General features: G+C 53.8%; 16 protein-coding genes and 2 tRNA genes. 10 read left to right on the plus strand and 8 right to left on the minus strand.

Annotation, left to right across the window (positions count from 1 at the left end):
* Positions 1–31: 31 nt before the first annotated feature.
* Complete coding sequence (locus F552_RS0102545; protein WP_026182331.1) at positions 32–694, minus strand: class I SAM-dependent methyltransferase; 663 nt, start codon at positions 692–694, stop codon at positions 32–34.
* A gap of 316 nt (positions 695–1,010) precedes the next feature.
* Here F552_RS0102545 and rlmF point away from each other — a divergent pair, with 316 nt between their 5' ends.
* The 4 genes from rlmF to F552_RS0102565 all read left to right on the plus strand — a co-directional run bounded on the left by rlmF (position 1,011) and on the right by F552_RS0102565 (position 4,604).
* Positions 1,011–1,985: a 23S rRNA (adenine(1618)-N(6))-methyltransferase RlmF gene (gene rlmF, locus F552_RS0102550; RefSeq protein WP_018150149.1), complete on the plus strand. Its 975-nt coding sequence runs from the start codon at positions 1,011–1,013 to the stop codon at positions 1,983–1,985.
* A gap of 196 nt (positions 1,986–2,181) precedes the next feature.
* The gene (locus F552_RS19895; protein WP_169333558.1) at positions 2,182–3,924 is read left to right on the plus strand and encodes a diguanylate cyclase; all 1,743 of its coding nucleotides are present in this window, start codon (positions 2,182–2,184) and stop codon (positions 3,922–3,924) included.
* 117 nt (positions 3,925–4,041) lie between these two features.
* Positions 4,042–4,422, plus strand: a complete 381-nt coding sequence (locus F552_RS0102560) for a cytochrome b562 (RefSeq protein WP_018150151.1) — start codon at positions 4,042–4,044, stop codon at positions 4,420–4,422.
* 97 nt (positions 4,423–4,519) lie between these two features.
* A tRNA-Tyr gene (locus tag F552_RS0102565) sits at positions 4,520–4,604 on the plus strand.
* Positions 4,605–4,672: 68 nt separating this feature from the next.
* Here the strand turns inward: F552_RS0102565 and F552_RS18300 are convergent.
* The 6 genes from F552_RS18300 to F552_RS0102600 form a co-directional block, all read right to left on the minus strand.
* Entirely contained in the window at positions 4,673–5,296 is a 624-nt protein-coding gene (locus F552_RS18300; protein ID WP_018150152.1) for a LysE family translocator, read from the minus strand.
* Between the two features lie 138 nt (positions 5,297–5,434).
* Entirely contained in the window at positions 5,435–6,379 is a 945-nt protein-coding gene (locus tag F552_RS0102580) for a LysR family transcriptional regulator (RefSeq protein WP_018150153.1), read from the minus strand.
* A 32-nt stretch (positions 6,380–6,411) separates the two neighbouring features.
* A complete protein-coding gene (locus tag F552_RS0102585) occupies positions 6,412–7,719 on the minus strand; it encodes an NAD(P)/FAD-dependent oxidoreductase (RefSeq protein ID WP_018150154.1) in 1,308 nt (435 codons plus the stop codon).
* A gap of 29 nt (positions 7,720–7,748) precedes the next feature.
* Positions 7,749–8,327: a helix-turn-helix domain-containing protein gene (locus F552_RS0102590; RefSeq protein WP_051078243.1), complete on the minus strand. Its 579-nt coding sequence runs from the start codon at positions 8,325–8,327 to the stop codon at positions 7,749–7,751.
* A 118-nt stretch (positions 8,328–8,445) separates the two neighbouring features.
* Positions 8,446–8,661 carry a DUF3820 family protein gene (locus F552_RS0102595; protein ID WP_018150156.1) on the minus strand — a complete coding sequence of 72 codons (216 nt, stop codon included), beginning with the start codon at positions 8,659–8,661 and terminating at the stop codon, positions 8,446–8,448.
* Between the two features lie 112 nt (positions 8,662–8,773).
* A complete protein-coding gene (locus tag F552_RS0102600) occupies positions 8,774–9,199 on the minus strand; it encodes an Hsp20/alpha crystallin family protein (RefSeq protein WP_018150157.1) in 426 nt (141 codons plus the stop codon).
* Positions 9,200–9,645: 446 nt separating this feature from the next.
* Here F552_RS0102600 and F552_RS0102610 point away from each other — a divergent pair, with 446 nt between their 5' ends.
* The 6 genes from F552_RS0102610 (at position 9,646) to F552_RS0102640 (ending at position 15,945) form a co-directional block, all read left to right on the plus strand.
* Positions 9,646–10,278 carry a hypothetical protein gene (locus tag F552_RS0102610; protein WP_156802205.1) on the plus strand — a complete coding sequence of 211 codons (633 nt, stop codon included), beginning with the start codon at positions 9,646–9,648 and terminating at the stop codon, positions 10,276–10,278.
* A 137-nt stretch (positions 10,279–10,415) separates the two neighbouring features.
* A complete protein-coding gene (locus F552_RS0102620; protein WP_018150161.1) occupies positions 10,416–11,180 on the plus strand; it encodes a dimethylarginine dimethylaminohydrolase family protein in 765 nt (254 codons plus the stop codon).
* Between the two features lie 251 nt (positions 11,181–11,431).
* Positions 11,432–12,919, plus strand: a complete 1,488-nt coding sequence (locus tag F552_RS0102625; RefSeq protein WP_083917407.1) for a GGDEF domain-containing protein — start codon at positions 11,432–11,434, stop codon at positions 12,917–12,919.
* An 84-nt stretch (positions 12,920–13,003) separates the two neighbouring features.
* A complete protein-coding gene (locus F552_RS0102630) occupies positions 13,004–13,996 on the plus strand; it encodes a bile acid:sodium symporter family protein (RefSeq protein ID WP_018150163.1) in 993 nt (330 codons plus the stop codon).
* A 64-nt stretch (positions 13,997–14,060) separates the two neighbouring features.
* Positions 14,061–14,145, plus strand: a tRNA-Leu gene (locus F552_RS0102635).
* 393 nt (positions 14,146–14,538) lie between these two features.
* The gene (locus F552_RS0102640) at positions 14,539–15,945 is read left to right on the plus strand and encodes a PAS domain-containing protein (RefSeq protein WP_083917408.1); all 1,407 of its coding nucleotides are present in this window, start codon (positions 14,539–14,541) and stop codon (positions 15,943–15,945) included.
* Between the two features lie 162 nt (positions 15,946–16,107).
* Here the strand turns inward: F552_RS0102640 and F552_RS0102645 are convergent, their stop codons facing one another.
* Positions 16,108–18,993, minus strand: a complete 2,886-nt coding sequence (locus F552_RS0102645; RefSeq protein ID WP_033374527.1) for an Rne/Rng family ribonuclease — start codon at positions 18,991–18,993, stop codon at positions 16,108–16,110.
* Between the last annotated feature and the right edge of the window lie 671 nt (positions 18,994–19,664).

The raw sequence follows: 19,664 nt of genomic DNA on the forward strand, positions 1-19,664 counted from the left end.
TTTGGGAAGTGCCGAGTGCAGCTTGCCTGATTCATGCCGCCAGCGGGCGGGTAAAACGGAGAATGCGGCCTTTGTAGTGGGTGCCATTTTCCAGCGTACCGGGGGCGCGCTGCATGGTGAACTGGTAGCCTAACCCGGCCATGGCCCGGCAAAAGCCAACGCGGTTGCCTCTGTCCGGATCAATGATGATGATCTGGGCCACGGGGGCAGCATGCGTATCAATAAAGTGCGCCAACTGTTCTGGTTGCTGGCGTTCGTACAAGACATCGCTGCCGATGATCAGGTCAAACAGTCCCAGCTCGGGGTTTTCGCCTGCCCAGTTGCCGCGCTGGTATTTCATGGGGGATAACTGGTTGAGCAGCAGGTTTTCTTTCAGGAACACCGGGCTAAGGGGGTGCCAGTCCGTTGCGGTGGCATCACCTTCCCGGCGATGAACCACCATGCTGGCCAAGGCCAGACCCGCACCGATTTCCAGTACCCGCTTGCCTGCCAGGTCAAAGGTATCCATCAATTGCGCCAGTACCCGCGCCGAGGGCCATAACAAGCCAAACAGGGGCCAGGTCGCTGATGAAATCCCCGCACGCTCAGCCTCGCCATCCGGGTCGGCAAACTGCATCTGGTCCAGCAAGGAACGTATCTGATAGTCTTTACCGCCAACCGTGACGGTTTCGCATTTGGTCTGATAGCCGGGCATGGCATGTCTTCTCAAGAAGATGTTTGCAAACATCGTGGGTGTTGTAAGAAATGTTCTAATCGAACGGGCACAACACTTCTGGAGAAGGGAGATGCAGGCAGGAAAAGGGCACTTGCGTGGCAGGAAGGCTGGATAAAACATCCGCCATCTGATGACTCCAAGAGTATCACCTGGGGCTCGAAGGCAGCCAGTGCTTTTGTCATTGCTGCCATAATTAATGGAGACTTGGGTGGGTATATGCCACACTTCGCTTTATAATGCCCTGTTTTCCGGCCATCTTGCCGGAGAAGCCGTTCTCACTGTCAGGTAAAGTCCCATGCAAAAACCCCAAGGCAATCGCCGCAAAGGAAAAGAAAACCCCGGTATCAAGCGGGTTGTTTTCGATGTTCACCCCCGTAACCGTCATCAGGGGCGCTACGACTTTGCCGTACTGACAGCCGCTTGCCCGGAACTGGCACCGCTGGTGATCCAGAACCCCAATGGCGAGCCAACCATCGACTTTTCCAATCCGGTGGCAGTCAAATGGCTGAACCGGGCCTTGCTAATGACCCAATACGGTATTACCTACTGGGATATTCCGCCAGGGTACTTATGTCCGCCCATTCCCGGGCGTGCGGATTATCTGCATTATGTGGCCGACCTGCTGGCAAGCGAAAACCAGGGCATAGTGCCGACAGGTACATCGGTTCGGGTGCTGGATGTCGGGGTCGGTGCCAATGCCATTTATCCGATCCTGGGCAACAAGGAGTACGGCTGGCGTTTTGTGGGGACGGATATCGACAAGACGGCGTTAAAGAATGCCAAGTTCATTCTGGAAGCCAATCCCGGGTTGGATAAAGCCGTGGACCTGCGCCAGCAGAAACACGCTGATCATATCTTCCAGGGCGTGATTCGTGCGGGTGACCGTTTTGATGTGACCATCTGTAATCCACCGTTTCATGCGTCGATTGAAGACGCCACTGCGGGAACGCAGCGCAAATGGTCCAATCTGGGCAAACCGCAAAAAGGCAAGGCAGAAACCCCTGTCTTGAATTTTGGCGGGCAAGGTGCCGAGTTATGGTGCCCGGGCGGTGAAGTGGCCTTTCTGCAGAAAATGGCCAAAGAAAGCGTGCATTTTGCTACGCATTGCCGCTGGTTTACCTCGTTGTTGTCTCGTTCCGAGAACCTGCCTGCCGTCGAGTACGCTTTGCAGCAGGCGGGGGCGGCAGAAATCCGGGTGATCGACATGGCACAAGGCCAAAAACGAAGCCGCATTGTGGCTTGGCGGTTCGAAGTCGTGTTTGAGGACTAATCCAATCCGGTATCCGGGGTACGTACATCAGATGTGTATCCCGGCTTATGCCGTTAGATTATTCTGGGCTGCTATCACCAGATTCAGGGTTGATCTATCTCAGATGTCAGCATCATCTGGCTTGTTTCCATGGTTAAATGACGTATCATTCATTTGATGAGATAGCTTTTTAACCACTGGGACAAGCATGGATGACATGAGCCAGACAGAACAAAGCATCAATTCTGCGCTGACCAGCAGGCTGCGCAGGCTTTTCCGTTTTCCCAAAACCATCCGTGCCTCTCTGTATTTGCTGATTGTGGTGTCGCTATTGCCGGTCGCCATTGGCATTCCGCTGTTCGCCAGTTATCTGTACAAGGATCAAACACTGCAAGAGCAGCGTTCGCTGGCCCATCTGGTAAATGGCATCGCTCAGGTGCTCGACCGGGATTTGCTGATCCACCAACGTTCAGCTGAGTCCTATGCCGGTTCTCGTTCATTGGCTGCTGGCGACTTTGTCCATACCTACAAGCGGGCAAAAGATCTGGAAAAGATCAACCCGGATACATACCTGTACATTGCGGATGCCACCGGACAAGAGCTGATCTCTACCCTGAAACCCTTTGGCAGTTCGTTGCCGCAGGTGGATAACCCGGCGCAGCTGCATCTGGTCTTCAAGACCGGCCGCTCCTTTATTTCCGGACTTTATTATTCCAGCCAGCTAGGCAAAAATATTGTCAGTATCGATGTGCCGGTCATGGATGGCGACAAGGTCAAGTTCAACCTGGGTATTGGCATCAAGCCAGACCATTTCAATCATCTGTTTAATGCCATGAAGGTGCCGGAAGGTTATATCGGTGCCATTCTCGATCAGCAGGGTTTCATTATTTCTCGCTCTGTCTCCCCCGACAAATTCATTGGCAAGCGCGCCGTCCTGCCTTTGTTGCAGCAAATGCAGAAAAGCCCCAATGGTGATCTGACCACGACCACGCTGGAAGGTATCTCCAGCTATGGGGTGTATCAGCAAACCACACTGGCAGGCTGGACGGTGATTGTCGGGGCACCCGTGTCCGTTTTACATGCCAATCTCTGGTCGCTGATCAGGTTCTTCTGCCTGGGCTATGCCGTATTGTTGCTGATCGGGTTTTTGCTGAGCCGCTTGATTGGCGGACGTATTTCCCGTGAGGTGCAGTCTCTGGTACCCATGGCAGTGACGTTAGGCGAGGGGAAACCCGTAATGCAGCCCGAACTGGCCATATCGGAGGTCAAGGATGTTGCCTGTGCCATGCAAACGGCTGCCAGCCTGATCCATCAGCGGACCGAAGAACGTGACCGTGCCAAACAGAAAGAAAAAGAAGCAGAGCGCCTGCGCCATCTGGCCGTGGATGCCAGTCTGAAAGATGCGCTTACCGGGCTGGCCAACCGGCGTTTATTTGACGAGTCCCTGCTGCAGGCCTGGAACCAATGTCTGCAAAATCATGAGCCCCTGTCCATCATCATGGTGGATGTGGATCATTTTAAAGCATTTAACGATTACTACGGCCACCAGGCCGGGGATGAATGTCTCAAGGCACTGGCCAAGGCGCTGCTGACGGGGGCTGTACGTCAGGATGACGTAGTCGCCCGCTACGGTGGCGAGGAGTTTGTGGTGATTCTGCCTCAGGTAGATTTGCCAGGGGCGCTGCGGATTGCCCAGCGGATGCAGTCCCATGTGAACCATCTGGCCATTCCGCATGCGGCCTCCAGCGTTGCATCTCATGTCACGATCAGTGCCGGCGTAACGACTGCCATCCCGGTCCCCGGTGAAAACCCGTTACGACTGGTCACCGAGTCTGATGCATACCTTTATATGGCCAAGGGCAAGGGGCGTAACAGCATTTTCTCCAAAGACGGCCGGTTTCCAGCTGCAGATTTGCAAGCATCAGTCGAACCTCACTTCTATGACGGGATGGACATCTGAGCTTTCATGCGGTTTCAGGCACTCTTAAGTCTCGCTTAAGAATCGCCCCCTATACTGGCCACGTGAATAAGTTTTGCAGGTTCTGAACCCCAACCCCCCTGTCTAATGGAGACGTAAATGAAAAAAGGTTTGGCAATTTTATCTTCGATCACCCTGTCACTGGCCTTGCTGGGCTCTGCTGCGCATGCAAATGACCTTGGCCGTGCCATGAAAGACATGAAACGCAGTTACAAGAGTGCAGTGGCTGATACCGATGCAGCTGCCATGGCGAAAGACCTGAAAGATTTCCGCGCATCTGCAGAAAAAGCCAAAACCGTGGTACCTGCCAAGATGAGCGCTGCAGACAAGCAGACCTTTGAAGAAGGTATGAAAAAGCTGTTTACCCAGCTGGACGCCATTGACCAGCTGGTTGCCGCCAAAAAGCTGCCAGAAGCAAAAGCCGAGCTGGACAAGCTGAAACCGCTGATGAAGGAATATCACAAAAAGCTGAAGGTTTAACCCTCAGCGATTGCGTGAAATAGCGGCATGCATGGGCTGTCTTGCGAATTTACCTTGACGTCCATGCACAAACCCCGATATGATGCGCCTCTCTTATGGAGGGGTTCCCGAGCGGTCAAAGGGATCAGACTGTAAATCTGACGGCACTGCCTTCGAAGGTTCGAATCCTTCCCCCTCCACCAGTATTAAAAAAGCCGGCTTGTCGCAAGACTCGCCGGCTTTTTGTTTATATCGACTCTCCGCCTGTCTGCTACATGAAAAACAGCCTGCTACCCAGCGTGATCAGGACCAGTCCCATCAGCCCTGTCAGCGGGCGTTTCAGTTTTTGCATGCCATCGCCCTTAGGCAGATGGTTCAGTACCACGACGACCAGCATGAACCAGGCAATATCCAGTATCGGTGGCGTCAGTACCAGTTCTGCCTTGACCAGCTGGCTGGCGCCCGGATGAATGAACTGGCTAAAGAGCGACAGAAAAAACAGGATCAGGTTCGGGTTAAGCAACCCCACCATCAACCCGTCCAGAAACGAATGGTAGCTGGTGCGTTGTGTTGCCCGCTGATCGGTGTGCCCGGCACTGTGCGCCGCGGGTTTCAGACTGCGCAAGATCTGGCTGCCGGTCCAGATCAAATACAGGGCGCCGGCCCATGACATCATCTGGAAAACCAGCGGATAAGTTTGCAATAGCAGAGCAATACCCAATACGCACGCCAATGCATGCACAAAAATGCCGCAACCATGCCCAAAGGCAGTTGCGAACCCATTGCGCTTGCCGCCGTCGCTGGCATGCCGCACGACAATGGCAAGACTCAAGCCCGGTGTCATTGCCCCAAGAAGGCATGTGCCCGCCAATAACAGCCACTGATGCAGTTCCATGATGTCCCTTTCTGTCGTGCTGGAGAAGAATGGAACCAGTGTAGGGGAGATGGGTTATGCGGTGAATGCATGCTTTGACATACTGGCTATGCAAAATTGCATGGTCAGCGGTAGGTCGTAGTCTCTGAAGCAAAGAGGTCAATGACCGGGCTGGGTTTCCAGATAATGACCAATACCATGAATCGAATAATTGATGATGACAAAAACCTGGTTACGAAACCATTGATGGCCTGCATCGTGATGATTCTTTTCATGCCACAACAGCCAGTACTGGTAGTTGGGGAGTCCTTGCAGCGGAATGGGCTGCCAGATGACCGGGTGATGTCTGGCAAAGTTGATCGCAATATGCTGAGGCACCGTCAGCAGCATGTCTGACTGGGCTGCAATATTCAGCGCAGCGGTATAGAAGGGGACTTGGACCTGGAAATGTCGCTGTAATCCCTGGCGCTGCAGCTGGGCATCGATACGCCCATCCTTGTCACTACCACCAGTAATGCGGACGTGCGGCGTTTTGACATAGTCGTCCAGCGTTAACGCTTGGCTCGCCAGCGGGTGATCTGCACGCATCAGGCAGACGGGCTGGTCTTCCCCCAGTTTTTTGCCATGCAAATTGGCCGGAATGGTATCAGAAATGGTGGTAATGACATCAACCTGATCCTGATACAGCACCTGATATTGCCCGGGTTGCCATAGCAGGTAGTTGATTTTCAGCAAAGGGGCCTGCGGCGTGATGGCGGCAACCAGCTCTGGCAACATGTACTCGGCTATATAGTCCGAGCTGGCAAAGACAAATTCTCGCTGGCAGCTGGCCGGGTTAAACAGATCCGGCTCCAGCAGGTTTTCCAGCTGCGGCAGCATGTCTTTCAGACGGGACTGCAGCTGTTGCGCCCGGGGCGTCAGCAGGTAGGTGTGGCCTTCGCGTACCAGCAGCGGGTCGCCAATACTGATACGGGCCTTGGCCAGGTGCCGGCTGACGGCAGACTGGGTGGTTCCCAGCATTTCTGCCGTCCGGGTCATATTGCGGGTATCCAGCAGCACATGCAGCATGCGGAGCAGATTCAGGTCAAAATGCTGTTCAGACATGCTGTGGCTTCCGGCGGGGTAAAGCCGTCAGTTTAATAGCTTAAGCCCGGAATTGCATAATCCCGCAGACGGTAGTAGGCCATACCGGCCGCCTGCAATGGTACGCGGAACATCTCGCCACCCGGGAACGGCGGGGTTTTCAGTTCCATGAACATATCCATCAGGTGGGTATCACCCAGTACGGCATTGGCAACCACCCGGCCGGCGGCGCAGGTCGGTACCACGCCATGACCCGAGAATCCCTGGGCCCAAAAGAGATTGCCGTCCCGGCCAAAATCCGGTGTACGGTGGACAGTAATGTCAATGTGTCCACCCCATGTATGGGTAATTTTCACGTCTTTCAACTGCGGGAGGACACGCAACATGTCTTGGCGCATCCCTTCCGTCAGGTTGGCAGGCGTTTTACCCGAATAGGTACATTTGCCCCCAAACAGCAGGCTTCGGTTCTGGGTCAGGCGGAAGTAATCCAGTACAAACTGGTTGTCGGAGACCGCCGCATTGGTCGGCAGAATCTGGCTGGCCTGTGCTTCTGTCAGTGGCTCGGTGGCAATCATGTAGGTGCCCACCGGCATGACCCGGCGCGACAGGCGGGTATCCAGTTTGTCGATGTAGGCATTGGTGGCGAATACCAGCTTTTTACAGCGTACCTGCCCCTTGGGGGTGCTGACCAGATAGCCGTCAGATGTTTTCTGGTAAGACAGGGCTTTGGTCTGCTCGAAAATCCGTACCCCTTTCTGCTCTGCAGCAGCGGCCAGTCCCAGCACATATTTCAGCGGGTTCAGATGCCCCCCTTCGCGGTCATATAGCGCCGCCACATACCGGTCGGAGCCGACATACCCCGGCAGGTCTTTACGGTTAATCATCTCCAGATGTTCATAGCCCCATTTATGGGCTGCTTCTTCCTGCCAGTCAGCCAGAATCTTGATACGCTGCCATAAGACCGAGGTCCACAGGTGGCCTTCTGCCAGTTCGCAATCAATCTGGTGCTGGCTGATTTTACGGCGGATTTCCTGTGCAGAATCGCGCAGCAAATCCCAGATGAGTCGGGCGCGTTCAGTACCCAACTGTGCCTCAATTGGTGGCATGTCGCAGGAAAAGCCCAGAATGATCTGGCCACCATTACGCCCGCTGGCTGCCCAGCCGACCCGGCTGGCTTCAATCATCGCGACATTCACCTGTTTGTCGGCCAGATTGTGGGCAGTATACAAACCGGTGTAACCGGCCCCGATAACCAGGACGTCAATATCCAGATCGCCTTCCAGCGCCGGCCGGTGGATTTGTCTTTCACGGCATGAGTCTGCGTACCAGGTGGCAGGATACTGGCTGTCGGATTCAAACATGGGCTGTCCTTTCGATGCCTGTCGGGGGGTTAATTGCTGACGGTATAAGCCCAGATGACCTGGGTATCTGTGCTGCCAGGGTTGCAATAGCGGTGGGGCTGGTCACTGGCATAACTGAAACTGTCTCCGGCTGACAGCAGGTAGCATTTATCGCCAATCCAGAGTTCCAGCTGACCTTTGATAACCATGCCGGACTCGTCTCCGCCGTGCTCGAAGGGCTGTGCACCAGAGCTCGCACCGGGGGCAAATGTTGTCAGCATCAGCTGCAGGCCACCATCAAAACCGGGGGACAACAGTTCATCTGTTACGCCGTTGGCGTACTGTAATTGGGGACGCTGGTGCTGGCGGACCACCACACCACGCTCATGCGCGGGTGCCTGGCTGAAAAACACGCTGAAAGGGACGTTCAGCACAGATGCGATCTTGCTCAGGTCGGTTACGGTCGCCTGCGACTTGCCACGTTCCAGCTGTGACAAGAACCCCACAGAGCGCCCCGTGAGCTGTTGCATGTCTTCCAGAGACAGCTTGCGCATTTTGCGCAGGTCGCGAATCTGCTTGCCTAGCCAGACCGGGTCTTGCGGGGTGTTTTCATGGATTTCGGAATGCATGATGGCCGTCACCTGTATCAGTCTTGCTAAACATGGTGACGCACCAAATGAAAAAAATCAACTAAATTTTCATTTGCGTGAAAGTGAGTGAAAGGGTAATCCTAAAAACCCTGTGTAATCAACGCTGTTTTCGAAGCGGTTCCAGCAAATGTCCAAGGCCATTATGGTCCAGCTCCTGCATCAACGCCAGCAGCTTGCCGAGTTCCCCGGGCGGAAATCCTTCACGCGCAAACCAGTTCAGATAATGGCCCGGCAGGTCGGCAATCAGGCGTCCTTTGTATTTGCCAAAAGGCATGGTCCAGGTCAGGAGTTTTTCGAGGTGTTCTAATTGCATGCAGACATCATCCGGGGCGGATACAAGACGATATCTTAACGGGTTCGGCAAGCCGGTTCCAGCACAGAGGCTCCGGTGTAGCGGGAGGAGGGGGCTCCTCCCGGACAAGGCATCAGTCTATTCGCAGTTTTGTGTTGGTCGCATTGGCGGTGCGTTTTGGCAGGGTCAGTTTTAATACCCCGTTTTCAAATTTGGCTTGGGCCTTGCTTTCATCAATATCGACAGGCAACTGGAAGCTGCGCGAGACGGCACCGTAATAGCGCTCACTGCGCAAGATTTTTTCATCCTTGTTTTCACTGTCGTGCTGTTTGACTTCCGCCTTGATGGTAACGGTGGAGCCGTCAATCGTGGCGTGAATGTCATCCCGAGCGACACCGGGCAATTCTGCCAGCACGGTATAGCTGTCTGCGGCTTCCTTGATATCTACCGTGATACTGGCAGGCAGTGCATCACCATGCAGGGGCTTGATCGAAAAGCCAGACGAAAAATCGCGAAACAGATCATCAAACAGGCTTTGGCGGGCGGGAAACGTACTCATTTACATGCTCCTTTTGTATGGTTATTTACTGTACTGCCACGTGCAATACAGACATAAAGGATGCTCGAACAAAGTAAATGCAACGGAAAATCCGGGAAGAGCGTCCTTGACAATGTATGGCCATCAGATGTCCATACCTGATGAAAATAATGAGATCAGTCAACCCGGTTTTCAAGAGGGATATGACCTTGCTTTGACATGTATCAATCATATTTGGTCAATGATGCTGTGCGTCCGTCAACCGGGCGAGCAGGGCATTTTCTGCCAGCCAGACAGCAGGCAGGCCGCTGCTTTTACCAGCAGTCCGGTCAAAATGTACTATAACGAGAATGCTGATCTGGCCGGGGATCCAACCCATGCCCAAGCGGGATGCAGGACGTGTAATTTAATCGGTAATCAGATGCGTATGCGGGCCTGTTGCCCGATTATCAGGGGCCATGATTGTCATGTTGACTTATAACGCTGTTTCCAGTGCGCCTCATAAAAATGGCTGGCTAGGGCCATTGCTGCTCATTCTGGCCTTACTGCTGGCCATTGGCATCGGTTTTGTCCTGAAGACGACACAGAAAAACCGTGCCCAGATTTATATGCCGGAAGACCTGGCCAGAATGCGACGTATGGCGGCAGCCTCCGCACCATTACCTGCCCGTGTGCATATGTCACCACAAGTCAAAAAACCGGTGGCCGTACCAGAAACCTACAAACTGGATACCCGGCTGGATAACAATCCGCCGGACGTCGTGGCCAGCAGCCCGGATGTGCTGTTGCAAAAAGAAACGCCACCTATCGCCAGTCAACCCGCTGCCTCAACCGCACCGGATGTCACGCCACTTGTGACGCCGGCACCTGATAAGGCGGTTGCTTCTGCGGCGCCTGTCGCTGACCCTGCCTCAGCGCCAGCTAATGTGCAGGACCATAAGCCCAAAGAAAAACCAGCAGATGCAAAACTGCCTGCAGACCAATGGCTCAGTGACATTCAGGCCTTGAAACAAGCCGGACACATGGAGGAAGTCGCCAGTAGCCTGCAACGTTTCAAGTCAGCCTATCCGGATTACCCCTTGCCCGACGATCTGCAATAAGCGAAAGCGTTAGCCAGAGGCATGCGCTTTCGAAAGACGACATGCTTTGACGACATCGCGCCATTCCATGTGCATCTCTGCCACCTTGAACGGGTTTTGTGGCACGATCATGTCTTTCCGTCAACGTTGGAGCTTGTATGTCCCTGATTTTTACCCGCCAGCCCGCAAAAGAGTTAAGTGGCTTTGAAGTGACCTTTGTCGACAGGGACAGCCCGGATCCGGTTCAGGCAGAAAAACAGCACCAAGCCTATGGCGAGCTGCTGGCCAGCCTGGGGCATGAGGTCAAGGTCTTGCCGACGGCCGATCATTTGCCCGACAGTATTTTTGTGGAAGACGTAGCCGTCTTGTTTCCGGAAGTTTCTGTCCTGACACGCCCGGGGGCCATCTCGCGCCAGCCAGAAGTCGCGTTGATCGAGCAGGAACTGCAGGCACTGGGCAATGTCGCCCGTATTGAAGCACCAGCCACGCTGGAAGGTGGTGATGTACTGCGTGTCGACAAACTGGTGTTTGTCGGACTGACTACCCGGACCAACCAGGCCGGTATTGAGCAGCTGGCTGCCATTTTGTCAGAGTACGGTTATACCGTGATTCCAGTCGAGGTCACCGGGTGCCTGCATCTGAAAACCGGCATTACGGCGCTGGATGATGAAACCGTGCTGGTAAACCCGGCCTGGCTGGATGTCTCTGCTTTTGCAGGTTTTACGCATATCATGGCAGAGCCGGATGAGCCATGGGCTGCCAATGTCCTGCGGTTGGGCCAGCAAATCGTGATGAATGCTGCCAGCCAGAAAACCCAGGCAAAAGTGCGCGCGGCCGGGTTTGACGTCCACAGTGCCGATATCAGCGAATTCATGAAAATGGAAGCCGGACTGACTTGCATGAGCCTGGTCGTTCCCCGCTAATCTCCCCCCGCGCCCGGTCTCAGTGGCCGGGCGACAGTATGCCGTACGCCTAAAATTATTCATGCAATCGCATGATTTTCATAAAATCTCAAAATAAATAGGCTATGCTGTTGATATAGTCTTTCAATTCATGGCTTGCCAAAGGGCCGCAGCGTACAGGCCAATCTCAGGCAAGACATGTACTTTATCTTAATATTCCCAAGGGGCAAGGCCGGTGACTGGGCCTTGGTGATCAGGCAGACTGGATAAGCATGTCAAAGGACGCTAGCGACAGGATTATGCGCGTATCTCAGGCGCCAGGCTGGCAGGCCTATCTCTTGTTGCCCATTTTGTATTTTGTCGCCGCAAAATTCGGCGGAGCCTTCACCACCTCACCCGAAGGCATGGCGGTCATCTGGGCACCCAATGCCATCGTGCTGGGCATGTTGCTGATTTATCAGGGGAAAGGGTACTGGCGGTTTGCCTTGCTGGCGATTGCAGCAGAGGCGGTCGGTGACTGGCCCTACTATAACTGGTGGCAAGGTGCCATCTTCGGCATGGTCGATGTCGCCGAGGCAACCATTGCCTATCTGCTCATCCGGCGCATGCAAATTAAACTGCCACTGGTTACCCTGAATGATCTGTCCAGATACATCCTGGCTGGCCCGGTATTGGCCACCTTGCTGGGCGGGTTGATGGGGGGCGCCGCACTGACCTTGCTGGATCTCGCACACGAACCATATCAGGCGCTGGTGCGCATCTGGTGGTTTGGCGATGCATTGGGCATGATGCTGGTAACTCCGCTGATGCTCCTCCTTGTGATGCAGGACGAGCGTGAGATGTTGCCTAATGTCTGGTTTAGCCGAACACCGACCATCATGATGGGGCTCTATACCTGTGCCGTGCTTGTGCTACTGGCCTTCGCACATGCTGGCAGTATCTATCATGTGTCTGTCACGCCCACGCTACTGTTACCTCCCCTGTTGTATGTTGCCGTCCGGTACCGGCCGGTTTTTTCAGCGATCGCAACCTGCTTTGCTGCCATTATTGTTGCGATTCTGATTGCCAAAGGCCATAAACCTTTTGGCGGATTGGCTTCCTCTGAGGAATTGATGCTAGGCCAAGAGTTCATCCTGATGATCAGCATTCTGACACTGGTGTTCTCTGCGCTGATGAGCCAGATTCGCGAAAATGCCTATAAGCTCGAATCCAGAGTGGCAGATCGCACCCATGCCCTGAATCAGGCTAACGACGAGTTATCCAGGCTTGTCAAAACCGATGCACTGACCGGCCTATACAACCGGCGTGCGTTTTATGAAATTGCGCTCGGGGAGTGCGAACGGAGCGGACGCTATCCGCATCCGATGGTCATGCTGCTCCTCGATCTGGATCATTTCAAGTCCATCAACGACTTGTATGGCCATCTTGCCGGAGATCAGGTGCTGTGCCACTTTGCCCAGCTACTGAATACGGCGGCACGGTCCAGTGATACGATTGCCCGTTACGGTGGCGAAGAGTTCGTCATTCTGGCGCCGGAAACCACCATCGAAGAAGGGGTTATCCTGGCTGAACGTATCCGTATTTTGCTGGCAGAGAATCCGGCCGTCGTACTGTATCGCTTTATACCGATCACCGCCAGTATCGGCGTGGCCGCGTTGCAACCCGGAGAGAGTCTGGATAAGTTATTGCACCGTGCCGATATGGCCATGTACCAGGCCAAATCCGAAGGGCGCAACCGGGTTCATAAAGCTTCCTGCTAAATTGGCGTACAATACGACTGGGCCGGAGCATCTCCGGCAGTAAGTTACCACCCATACGCCAATAACAACCAGATCATCCCCATTATGCTTATTCTGCGCAAATGGCCATTTGATGGCTTTATCTCCTCCATGCTGGGGGCTATCCTGCTCGCTGCCGTGTTTCCTTCGCTGGGGGCCAGCCATGGCATTTTGTACATGGATCAGGTAACGACCTGGGGGGTAGGGCTGGTTTTTTTCCTCAATGGTGCATTGTTGCCCACAGACAAACTGAAAGCCGGCGCACTTAACTGGCGTTTGCATGCGTTTGTACAACTGAGTACTTATGGCCTGTTTCCGCTACTAGGGGTGTTGATTGCCTGGCTATTGGGCCGCTGGATACCGTCAGACCTGATGCTGGGTGTCATCTATCTGTGTGCCCTGTCTTCCACGGTTTCGTCATCTGTCACCATGACCACCATTGCCAGAGGCAATATTACCGGTGCTGTCTTCAATGCCACGCTCTCCACGTTGCTTGGTATGCTGCTGACGCCGGTGATTGTCAGCTTTTATGTGCAAACCGGTGCTACGCATTTCTCGATCAGTCATGCTTTTTTCGCCATCGCCACCAACTTGCTGTTACCGTTTGTGGTCGGGCATGTGTTGCGCCCATTGCTGCTGCCTTATCTCAAGCCATGGATGAAGTGGATCAACAAAATCGACAAGACCGTCATTGTGCTGATTGTCTTTAATGCCTTTTGTGATTCCACCCTCTCTGGCCTGTGGCAGGCACAAGGGTTTTATCTGGTCGGACAGGCTGCACTGCTTGCCAGCATCATGCTGGCACTGGTGATCTCGCTCACAACCTGGTTATCCCGGCGCTTGCAGTTCAATAAAGAAGATGAAATTACCGCTGTTTTTTGTGGCTCCAAAAAGAGTGTTGCCAATGGTGTGCCCATGGCCAAAATGCTGTTTGGCAGTGCCATGCCGCTTGGCCCGATCGTGCTGCCAATCATGATCTACCACCAGCTTCAGCTGATTCTCTGCGCCATGCTGGCCAGAAAATACGCGCAGCGGCCAGCTGCACAAGACGCAGAGTAGACGCGGAATATGGGGCAGGGGACTAGACCGTCCTGCCCCTTTCTGCCATAATCCGCGGTCTTGGGCGTCTGTGGCGAAATAGGTAGACGCAAGGGACTTAAAATCCCTCGGCTTCGGCCGTGCCGGTTCGATTCCGGCCAGACGCACCAAGGATTCACGCCTGTTTCAATAAGCTCCTCTGCTTGTCTTTCTACCCTGTTCTGTCATTACGCCTGGTTTACTTTTGTGCTTCGATGGTGCCGTTCCTGACATGTGTCATCTGATGTCATGTTTCCGCTAACTAGCCCCCATAAAAAGTCTTGTACCTGCATTTCTCATTTGCCTGGCTTGGCAAGGGCGAGCATGGCCTTGCCAAGGTACGGATTTGCAGCCAATCACTAGCCCAGACTGCCGATATGCTCAATGTTTGAGCGAGCGCATACTCCCTCCAAAAATATCCGGTAATCTTGATTGGGTGTGCTATATCTAATAGGGCTTTGGTGTGTGAGATTGCGCGCCTTGTGTATTTATTGGATATCCTCAGAGGATAATTAGGCGTGTATATGACTCAGGTTGAACCGGTAATGACGTACCCTGACAGTTGCAAAGAAATGTTTGATAGTGGAGACAAGCTGGGCCTTGGGATGATTCTGCAGGACGCACATGGTGCCGCGTATGCCTGGAATCAGTTAGCCACTGCATGGTTCGGCAATCATGTTTCTGCCATTGTGGGGTCAGCAGATTTCCCGCCCAATACCTTCCTGACAGATGAAGTAGGTCGAGCCCTGAGCAAAGAGCTATTGCCTGGCAACTTGTGCGTCAAGCATAAGCAAAACCAGCCCACCCGGCTGATCTCGTGCATGACAGAAGGTCAGGCTGCGCGCTGGTATGAAATGTATGCCGAGCTGCATACATCCGATTCGGTAGCAGAACCCTTATCCTTTTTAACCGTGATTCGCCCTGTGGAGCGAAGCGTAGCCGATCAGGCGCGCATGCAAGGCAGTCATTTGCTGGCCTCGGCCTCTACAGATGCGGTCATGTTGCTGGATAAAGAACAAAAGATTTGTCTTGCCAACCGGGCATGTGATCGTATGTTCTGGCAACCTAGCCAGTTAATTATCGGTTTGCCATTGCAAGACATATGGCTGGACAAGCATGCCTGGCAACAGATTCAGGCTGCGCTGACCAAAGTTTATGCCGGGAGTTCGCAGCACGTGGTCAGCTGGAATGAAATCAACCGTTTGGGCTCACGTTGTCTGGATATCCGGTTTACCCCTTCATTCAGCATGAACGGCGAGATGGACGGAGTGGTGATTTCCATTCGTGACATCACCGAATCGACACAACGTCTGCGGATGATGGGGCAGATTCAGAAATTAACCAAAATAGGTTCATGGCTGCTGTTCCCCAGCCTGGAAAACGGTTTCTGGGATGACATGACGTATCAGCTACATGGATTGGCAAGCAACAGCATCATTCCTTCGCTCGCATGTGCCGAACTGTTCTATGAACCCCGGCATGCAAGGCAATTTACCGATCTAGTCAACCGGTGCATGACCGAGGGTACTCCGTTCGAGATGGACCTGAAACTGGTCAAGGAACAGGTAGAAGGAAACTGGTTACATGTAACCGGTGCGCCTGAGTGGCGTGACAACCGCATTGTCAAAGTCATAGGTACATTTCAGGAGGTTACCAAGCAGCGCGCCTTGAATGAGCAGCTGTCACTCGCCGCGTTATTGTTCGAGACCACCAGTGATCCGGTTGCAATTGCCGACGCAGACAAGATTGTCGTTGCCGTTAACCCCCGTTTTGAGCAGCTTGTGAACATCGATATCGGCAGGGTGCTGGGTGCGAGTGTGTCCAGTGTGGCAAACCTGTTGGCCAAAGAGGAACACATCGTCAGGGAGCCTGCCATCCGGGTAATTTCGGACGCAAACGGTATGCCGCTGCATCATGTTGTTATCTGGTAATAGCAGATAAACCTGCCGCTACACGCTGTTGAAGTAAGCCCTAAAACAAAGGCCTCCCGGATATCCGGGAGGCCTTTGTTCATGCTCGGTATTGTCTGTGCCAATTGACCAAGATCAGCCAAGGGGGCAAACCCCCAGTGGCAAATCTGGTGCTCTTAGCAATCAGGCATCATCACCGGCTTGAGTTTCAACTTGCTGCAGTGTCGTATCCTGTTCGGCTTTAGGCTGGCGAGGGCGACGACGTGGTGTTTTAGGTTTGGCAACCGGCACCACCACAACTTCTTCAACCACTTCAACTTTCTTCGCCGTATCGGTTTCCACCAGTTGCAGGCTTTCTGCTACCGGTTCAGCCGGTTTCTGTGGGCGACGGCGGGTTGTGGTGCGACGAGGTTTGGCAGGCGCTTCTTCTGCAACCACTGCTTCAGCTGCCACGGTAGATGCTACTGTCACGACTTCTTCAGCAACTGGTGCAGCCGCTTCCGTTACCGCCGGTGTTTCTGCCACAACCTCTGCAACAGGTACAGCCACAGCGACAGGTACTTCGGTAACCACCGGGGTTTCATCCACCACGACTGGTGCAGGCATTGCCACTGGCTCGGCTTTTACAACTACAGGTGCAGGGGCTTCTGCAGGCACGGCAACCACCTCGGCAGTTACCTCGGACACAACCACTTCAGCGGCTTTGGCCGGTTCTGCGGCGACAGTTTCTGTCACTGCTTTTACCACTGGCGCGGCGACAACGGGCGCAGGGGCTTCTGCTGCTTGCACTTCAGGTGCTTCATTGCCAGATGCTTGTACATTGGCTGTCGTACCTTCTGCCGGGCGATCCTTGCGATCTCCACGACGGTTACGGCGGCGACGGCTTCCGGTACGGCCTTCCTGATCCTGCTGGGCCTGACCGGCTTCATTACCTTGGGCAATGGCCGTTTCGTCTATTGCCACTTTGGCATTAGCGGCTTCTTGCTGCTGTTGTTGCTGTTTTTGATCCCGGTTTTCGCGATCCTGGCGATTATTGCGGTTACGGTTATTACCGCTACCCGCATTTTCGCGGTCAGTGTTTTGTTCTGCACGAGGTTCGCGGCGACGGTTATTGCCTTCTTCGCCTTTATTGGCACGATTCTCATCGTTCTGACGATTGCGGTTCTCATCCTGACGGTTGTTACGCCCACCCGCATTCTGGTTTTCACGTTCACCACGCTCACCGCGTTCGCCACGGTTGTTGCGGTCACCACGTTCACCACGACCATTGCGGTTGTTACGTTCGCCATTATTGCGGCCACGACGGGCTGGTTCAGCCTGTTTGGCGACGGGTTTGGTTTCCTGAATGGCAGCCGTTTCGCCTTTCAGCCAGTTAATGATACGTGCAAAGAAGCCTGGTTTCTGAGGCGTGGCAGCAGCACTGGCAGTTGCACGTGGAGCACGGTCAGCCATTACAGGGGCCGGCTGGTCTGGTGCAAAGTGCTGTACCGCAGCTTGTTGGCGAGCTTCCACTTTCTGTTTCTGGCTCACTGGCGCTTCTACGTCTTCAGATGGGCGTTCCATCAGTTTGTAGCTTGGCAGATCATCGTCTGTATGGTTCAGGTCATCATGACGCAGACGGTTGATCTTGTAGTTTGGCGTTTCCAGGTGCGTATTCGGAATCAGCACCACATTGACCTTCAAACGGGCTTCAATCGCATAGATCTCGGCGCGTTTTTCATTCAGCAGGAAGGTAGCCACATCAACGGGTACTTGTGCATGCACGGCACCAGTGTTTTCCTTCATGGCCTCTTCTTGCAGAATACGCAAGATGTGCAGTGCGGAAGACTCGGTACCACGGATAAAGCCGGTACCATGACAGCGCGGACAAGGCATGTGTGCAGACTCACCCAAGCTTGGCTGCAAACGCTGACGAGACAGTTCCAGCAGGCCAAAACGGGAAATTTTGCCGTATTGCACACGGGCACGGTCATGATGCAGCGCATCTTTCAGGCGGTTTTCGACTTCGCGCTGGTTCTTCGGGTTTTCCATGTCGATAAAATCGATCACGATCAAACCGCCCAAATCGCGCAGACGCAGCTGACGGGCAATCTCGTCTGCCGCTTCCAGGTTTGTGTTAAGCGCGGTGGTTTCAATGTCACCACCACGGGTTGCACGTGCAGAGTTCACGTCAATCGATACCAGTGCTTCGGTATGGTCGATCACGATGGCGCCGCCAGACGGCAGGCTCACTTCACGGCGATACGCGGTTTCAATCTGGTGTTCGATCTGGAAACGGGAGAACAGTGGGACGTCGTCCTTGTACAGTTTGACGCGGTTCACATTGCCAGGCATGACATGGCTCATGAACTGGCGCGCCTGTTCGTACAGGGTTTCGGTATCAATCAGGATTTCGCCGATTTCAGGCTGGAAGTAATCACGAATCGCACGGATAACCAGGCTGGATTCCTGATAAATCAGGAATGCGCCGCTCTGGGCATGGGCGGCACCTTCAACGGCGCTCCACAATTGCAGCAGGTAGTTCAAGTCCCATTGCAGTTCTTCCAGATTGCGGCCAATGGCAGCAGTGCGGCCAATGACGCTCATGCCGTTTGGTGATTCCAGCTGATCCAGCAAGGCGCGCAACTCGTTGCGCTCTTCACCTTCGATACGACGGGAAACACCACCACCACGCGGGTTGTTAGGCATCAAGACCAGATAACGGCCGGCCAGGCTGATAAAGGTCGTCAGTGCGGCACCTTTGTTGCCACGCTCGTCCTTATCCACCTGGACAATGACTTCCATGCCTTCTTTCAAGGCATCCTGAATGCGGGCGCGGTGATCTGTACCTGGCAGGAAATACGAACGGGCCACTTCCTTGAATGGCAGGAAGCCATGGCGTTCCTGACCGTAGTCTACAAATGCAGCTTCCAGACTAGGCTCGATGCGGGTGATAACACCCTTGTAGATATTGCTTTTGCGTTGTTCTTTGCCAACGGTTTCAATATCAAGATCGATCAGTTTCTGACCGTCAACGATGGCAACGCGCAGCTCTTCAGCTTGCGTTGCGTTAAATAACATTCTTTTCATGTGTTTCCCCGCGCGCTAATCTTGCACGGGCGGATTGCTACCGACTGTTCTGGCCGTTGCAGAGGCAACTGGCACTACCGACAACCAGACTCGGTGCCACGTATCGCGGCACGACAATCAAATAAAACGTGATAACAATCCTGGTATCTGTCATTCCCTACACAACAATCCGGCAGCGATGCCGTATCAGGCTGATGCATGTACGCGAAGGCAGGACAATCACCAAAGTGATGTTGCGCAGCGGTCTTGTCATTCAGGTGTAGCGAAGCAGCAATGCATGACTGATGGACAGGTTGAGTTGCATCAGTCTTGCGGTTGTCAGTCTTTAACGAGAACACATCATGTACCGGTTTTTCCAGAGACTGGAACAACCGGCAATTGAAACATGATCAAGCCGTTCTGGCGGCAAAAGGACATCGCCAGAGCTGCAGGGGCCAGTTTCGGAGTGTATCTTTCTCTTTGTTCTTTCACAGGGCGCTATACCACAGCAATCAACCTGTATCCGTCACCACAGTGTGGCCGTTTGTTCGAGCCATGCTCGATTTACCTGCAAGAGGGCAGGGCCTGACATCATTGCTTGTCTTTTTCCGGCGCAGAGCAACACGGAGATGAACAAACAGGTCTTGAAATCAAGATCGGATCAGGCCGGTAAACCGGCTGGTCTCTATTTA

The sequence above is a fragment of the Leeia oryzae DSM 17879 genome (assembly GCF_000376945.1).
In the GTDB taxonomy this organism is placed as follows: Bacteria; Pseudomonadota; Gammaproteobacteria; order Burkholderiales; family Leeiaceae; genus Leeia; species Leeia oryzae.

Coding starts and splice junctions, on each gene's coding strand:
- F552_RS0102560 (WP_018150151.1), top strand. CDS start 4,042: ATGAAAAAAGGTTTGGCAATTTTATCTTCGATCACCCTGTCACTGGCC.
- F552_RS0102620 (WP_018150161.1), top strand. CDS start 10,416: ATGTCCCTGATTTTTACCCGCCAGCCCGCAAAAGAGTTAAGTGGCTTT.
- F552_RS0102625 (WP_083917407.1), top strand. CDS start 11,432: ATGTCAAAGGACGCTAGCGACAGGATTATGCGCGTATCTCAGGCGCCA.
- F552_RS0102585 (WP_018150154.1), bottom strand. CDS start 7,719: ATGTTTGAATCCGACAGCCAGTATCCTGCCACCTGGTACGCAGACTCA.
- F552_RS0102595 (WP_018150156.1), bottom strand. CDS start 8,661: ATGCAATTAGAACACCTCGAAAAACTCCTGACCTGGACCATGCCTTTT.
- F552_RS0102610 (WP_156802205.1), top strand. CDS start 9,646: ATGTTGACTTATAACGCTGTTTCCAGTGCGCCTCATAAAAATGGCTGG.
- F552_RS0102640 (WP_083917408.1), top strand. CDS start 14,539: ATGACTCAGGTTGAACCGGTAATGACGTACCCTGACAGTTGCAAAGAA.
- F552_RS0102580 (WP_018150153.1), bottom strand. CDS start 6,379: ATGTCTGAACAGCATTTTGACCTGAATCTGCTCCGCATGCTGCATGTG.
- F552_RS0102590 (WP_051078243.1), bottom strand. CDS start 8,327: ATGCATTCCGAAATCCATGAAAACACCCCGCAAGACCCGGTCTGGCTA.
- F552_RS0102630 (WP_018150163.1), top strand. CDS start 13,004: ATGCTTATTCTGCGCAAATGGCCATTTGATGGCTTTATCTCCTCCATG.
- F552_RS0102545 (WP_026182331.1), bottom strand. CDS start 694: ATGCCCGGCTATCAGACCAAATGCGAAACCGTCACGGTTGGCGGTAAA.
- F552_RS0102600 (WP_018150157.1), bottom strand. CDS start 9,199: ATGAGTACGTTTCCCGCCCGCCAAAGCCTGTTTGATGATCTGTTTCGC.
- F552_RS19895 (WP_169333558.1), top strand. CDS start 2,182: ATGAGCCAGACAGAACAAAGCATCAATTCTGCGCTGACCAGCAGGCTG.
- F552_RS0102645 (WP_033374527.1), bottom strand. CDS start 18,993: ATGAAAAGAATGTTATTTAACGCAACGCAAGCTGAAGAGCTGCGCGTT.
- rlmF (WP_018150149.1), top strand. CDS start 1,011: ATGCAAAAACCCCAAGGCAATCGCCGCAAAGGAAAAGAAAACCCCGGT.
- F552_RS18300 (WP_018150152.1), bottom strand. CDS start 5,296: ATGGAACTGCATCAGTGGCTGTTATTGGCGGGCACATGCCTTCTTGGG.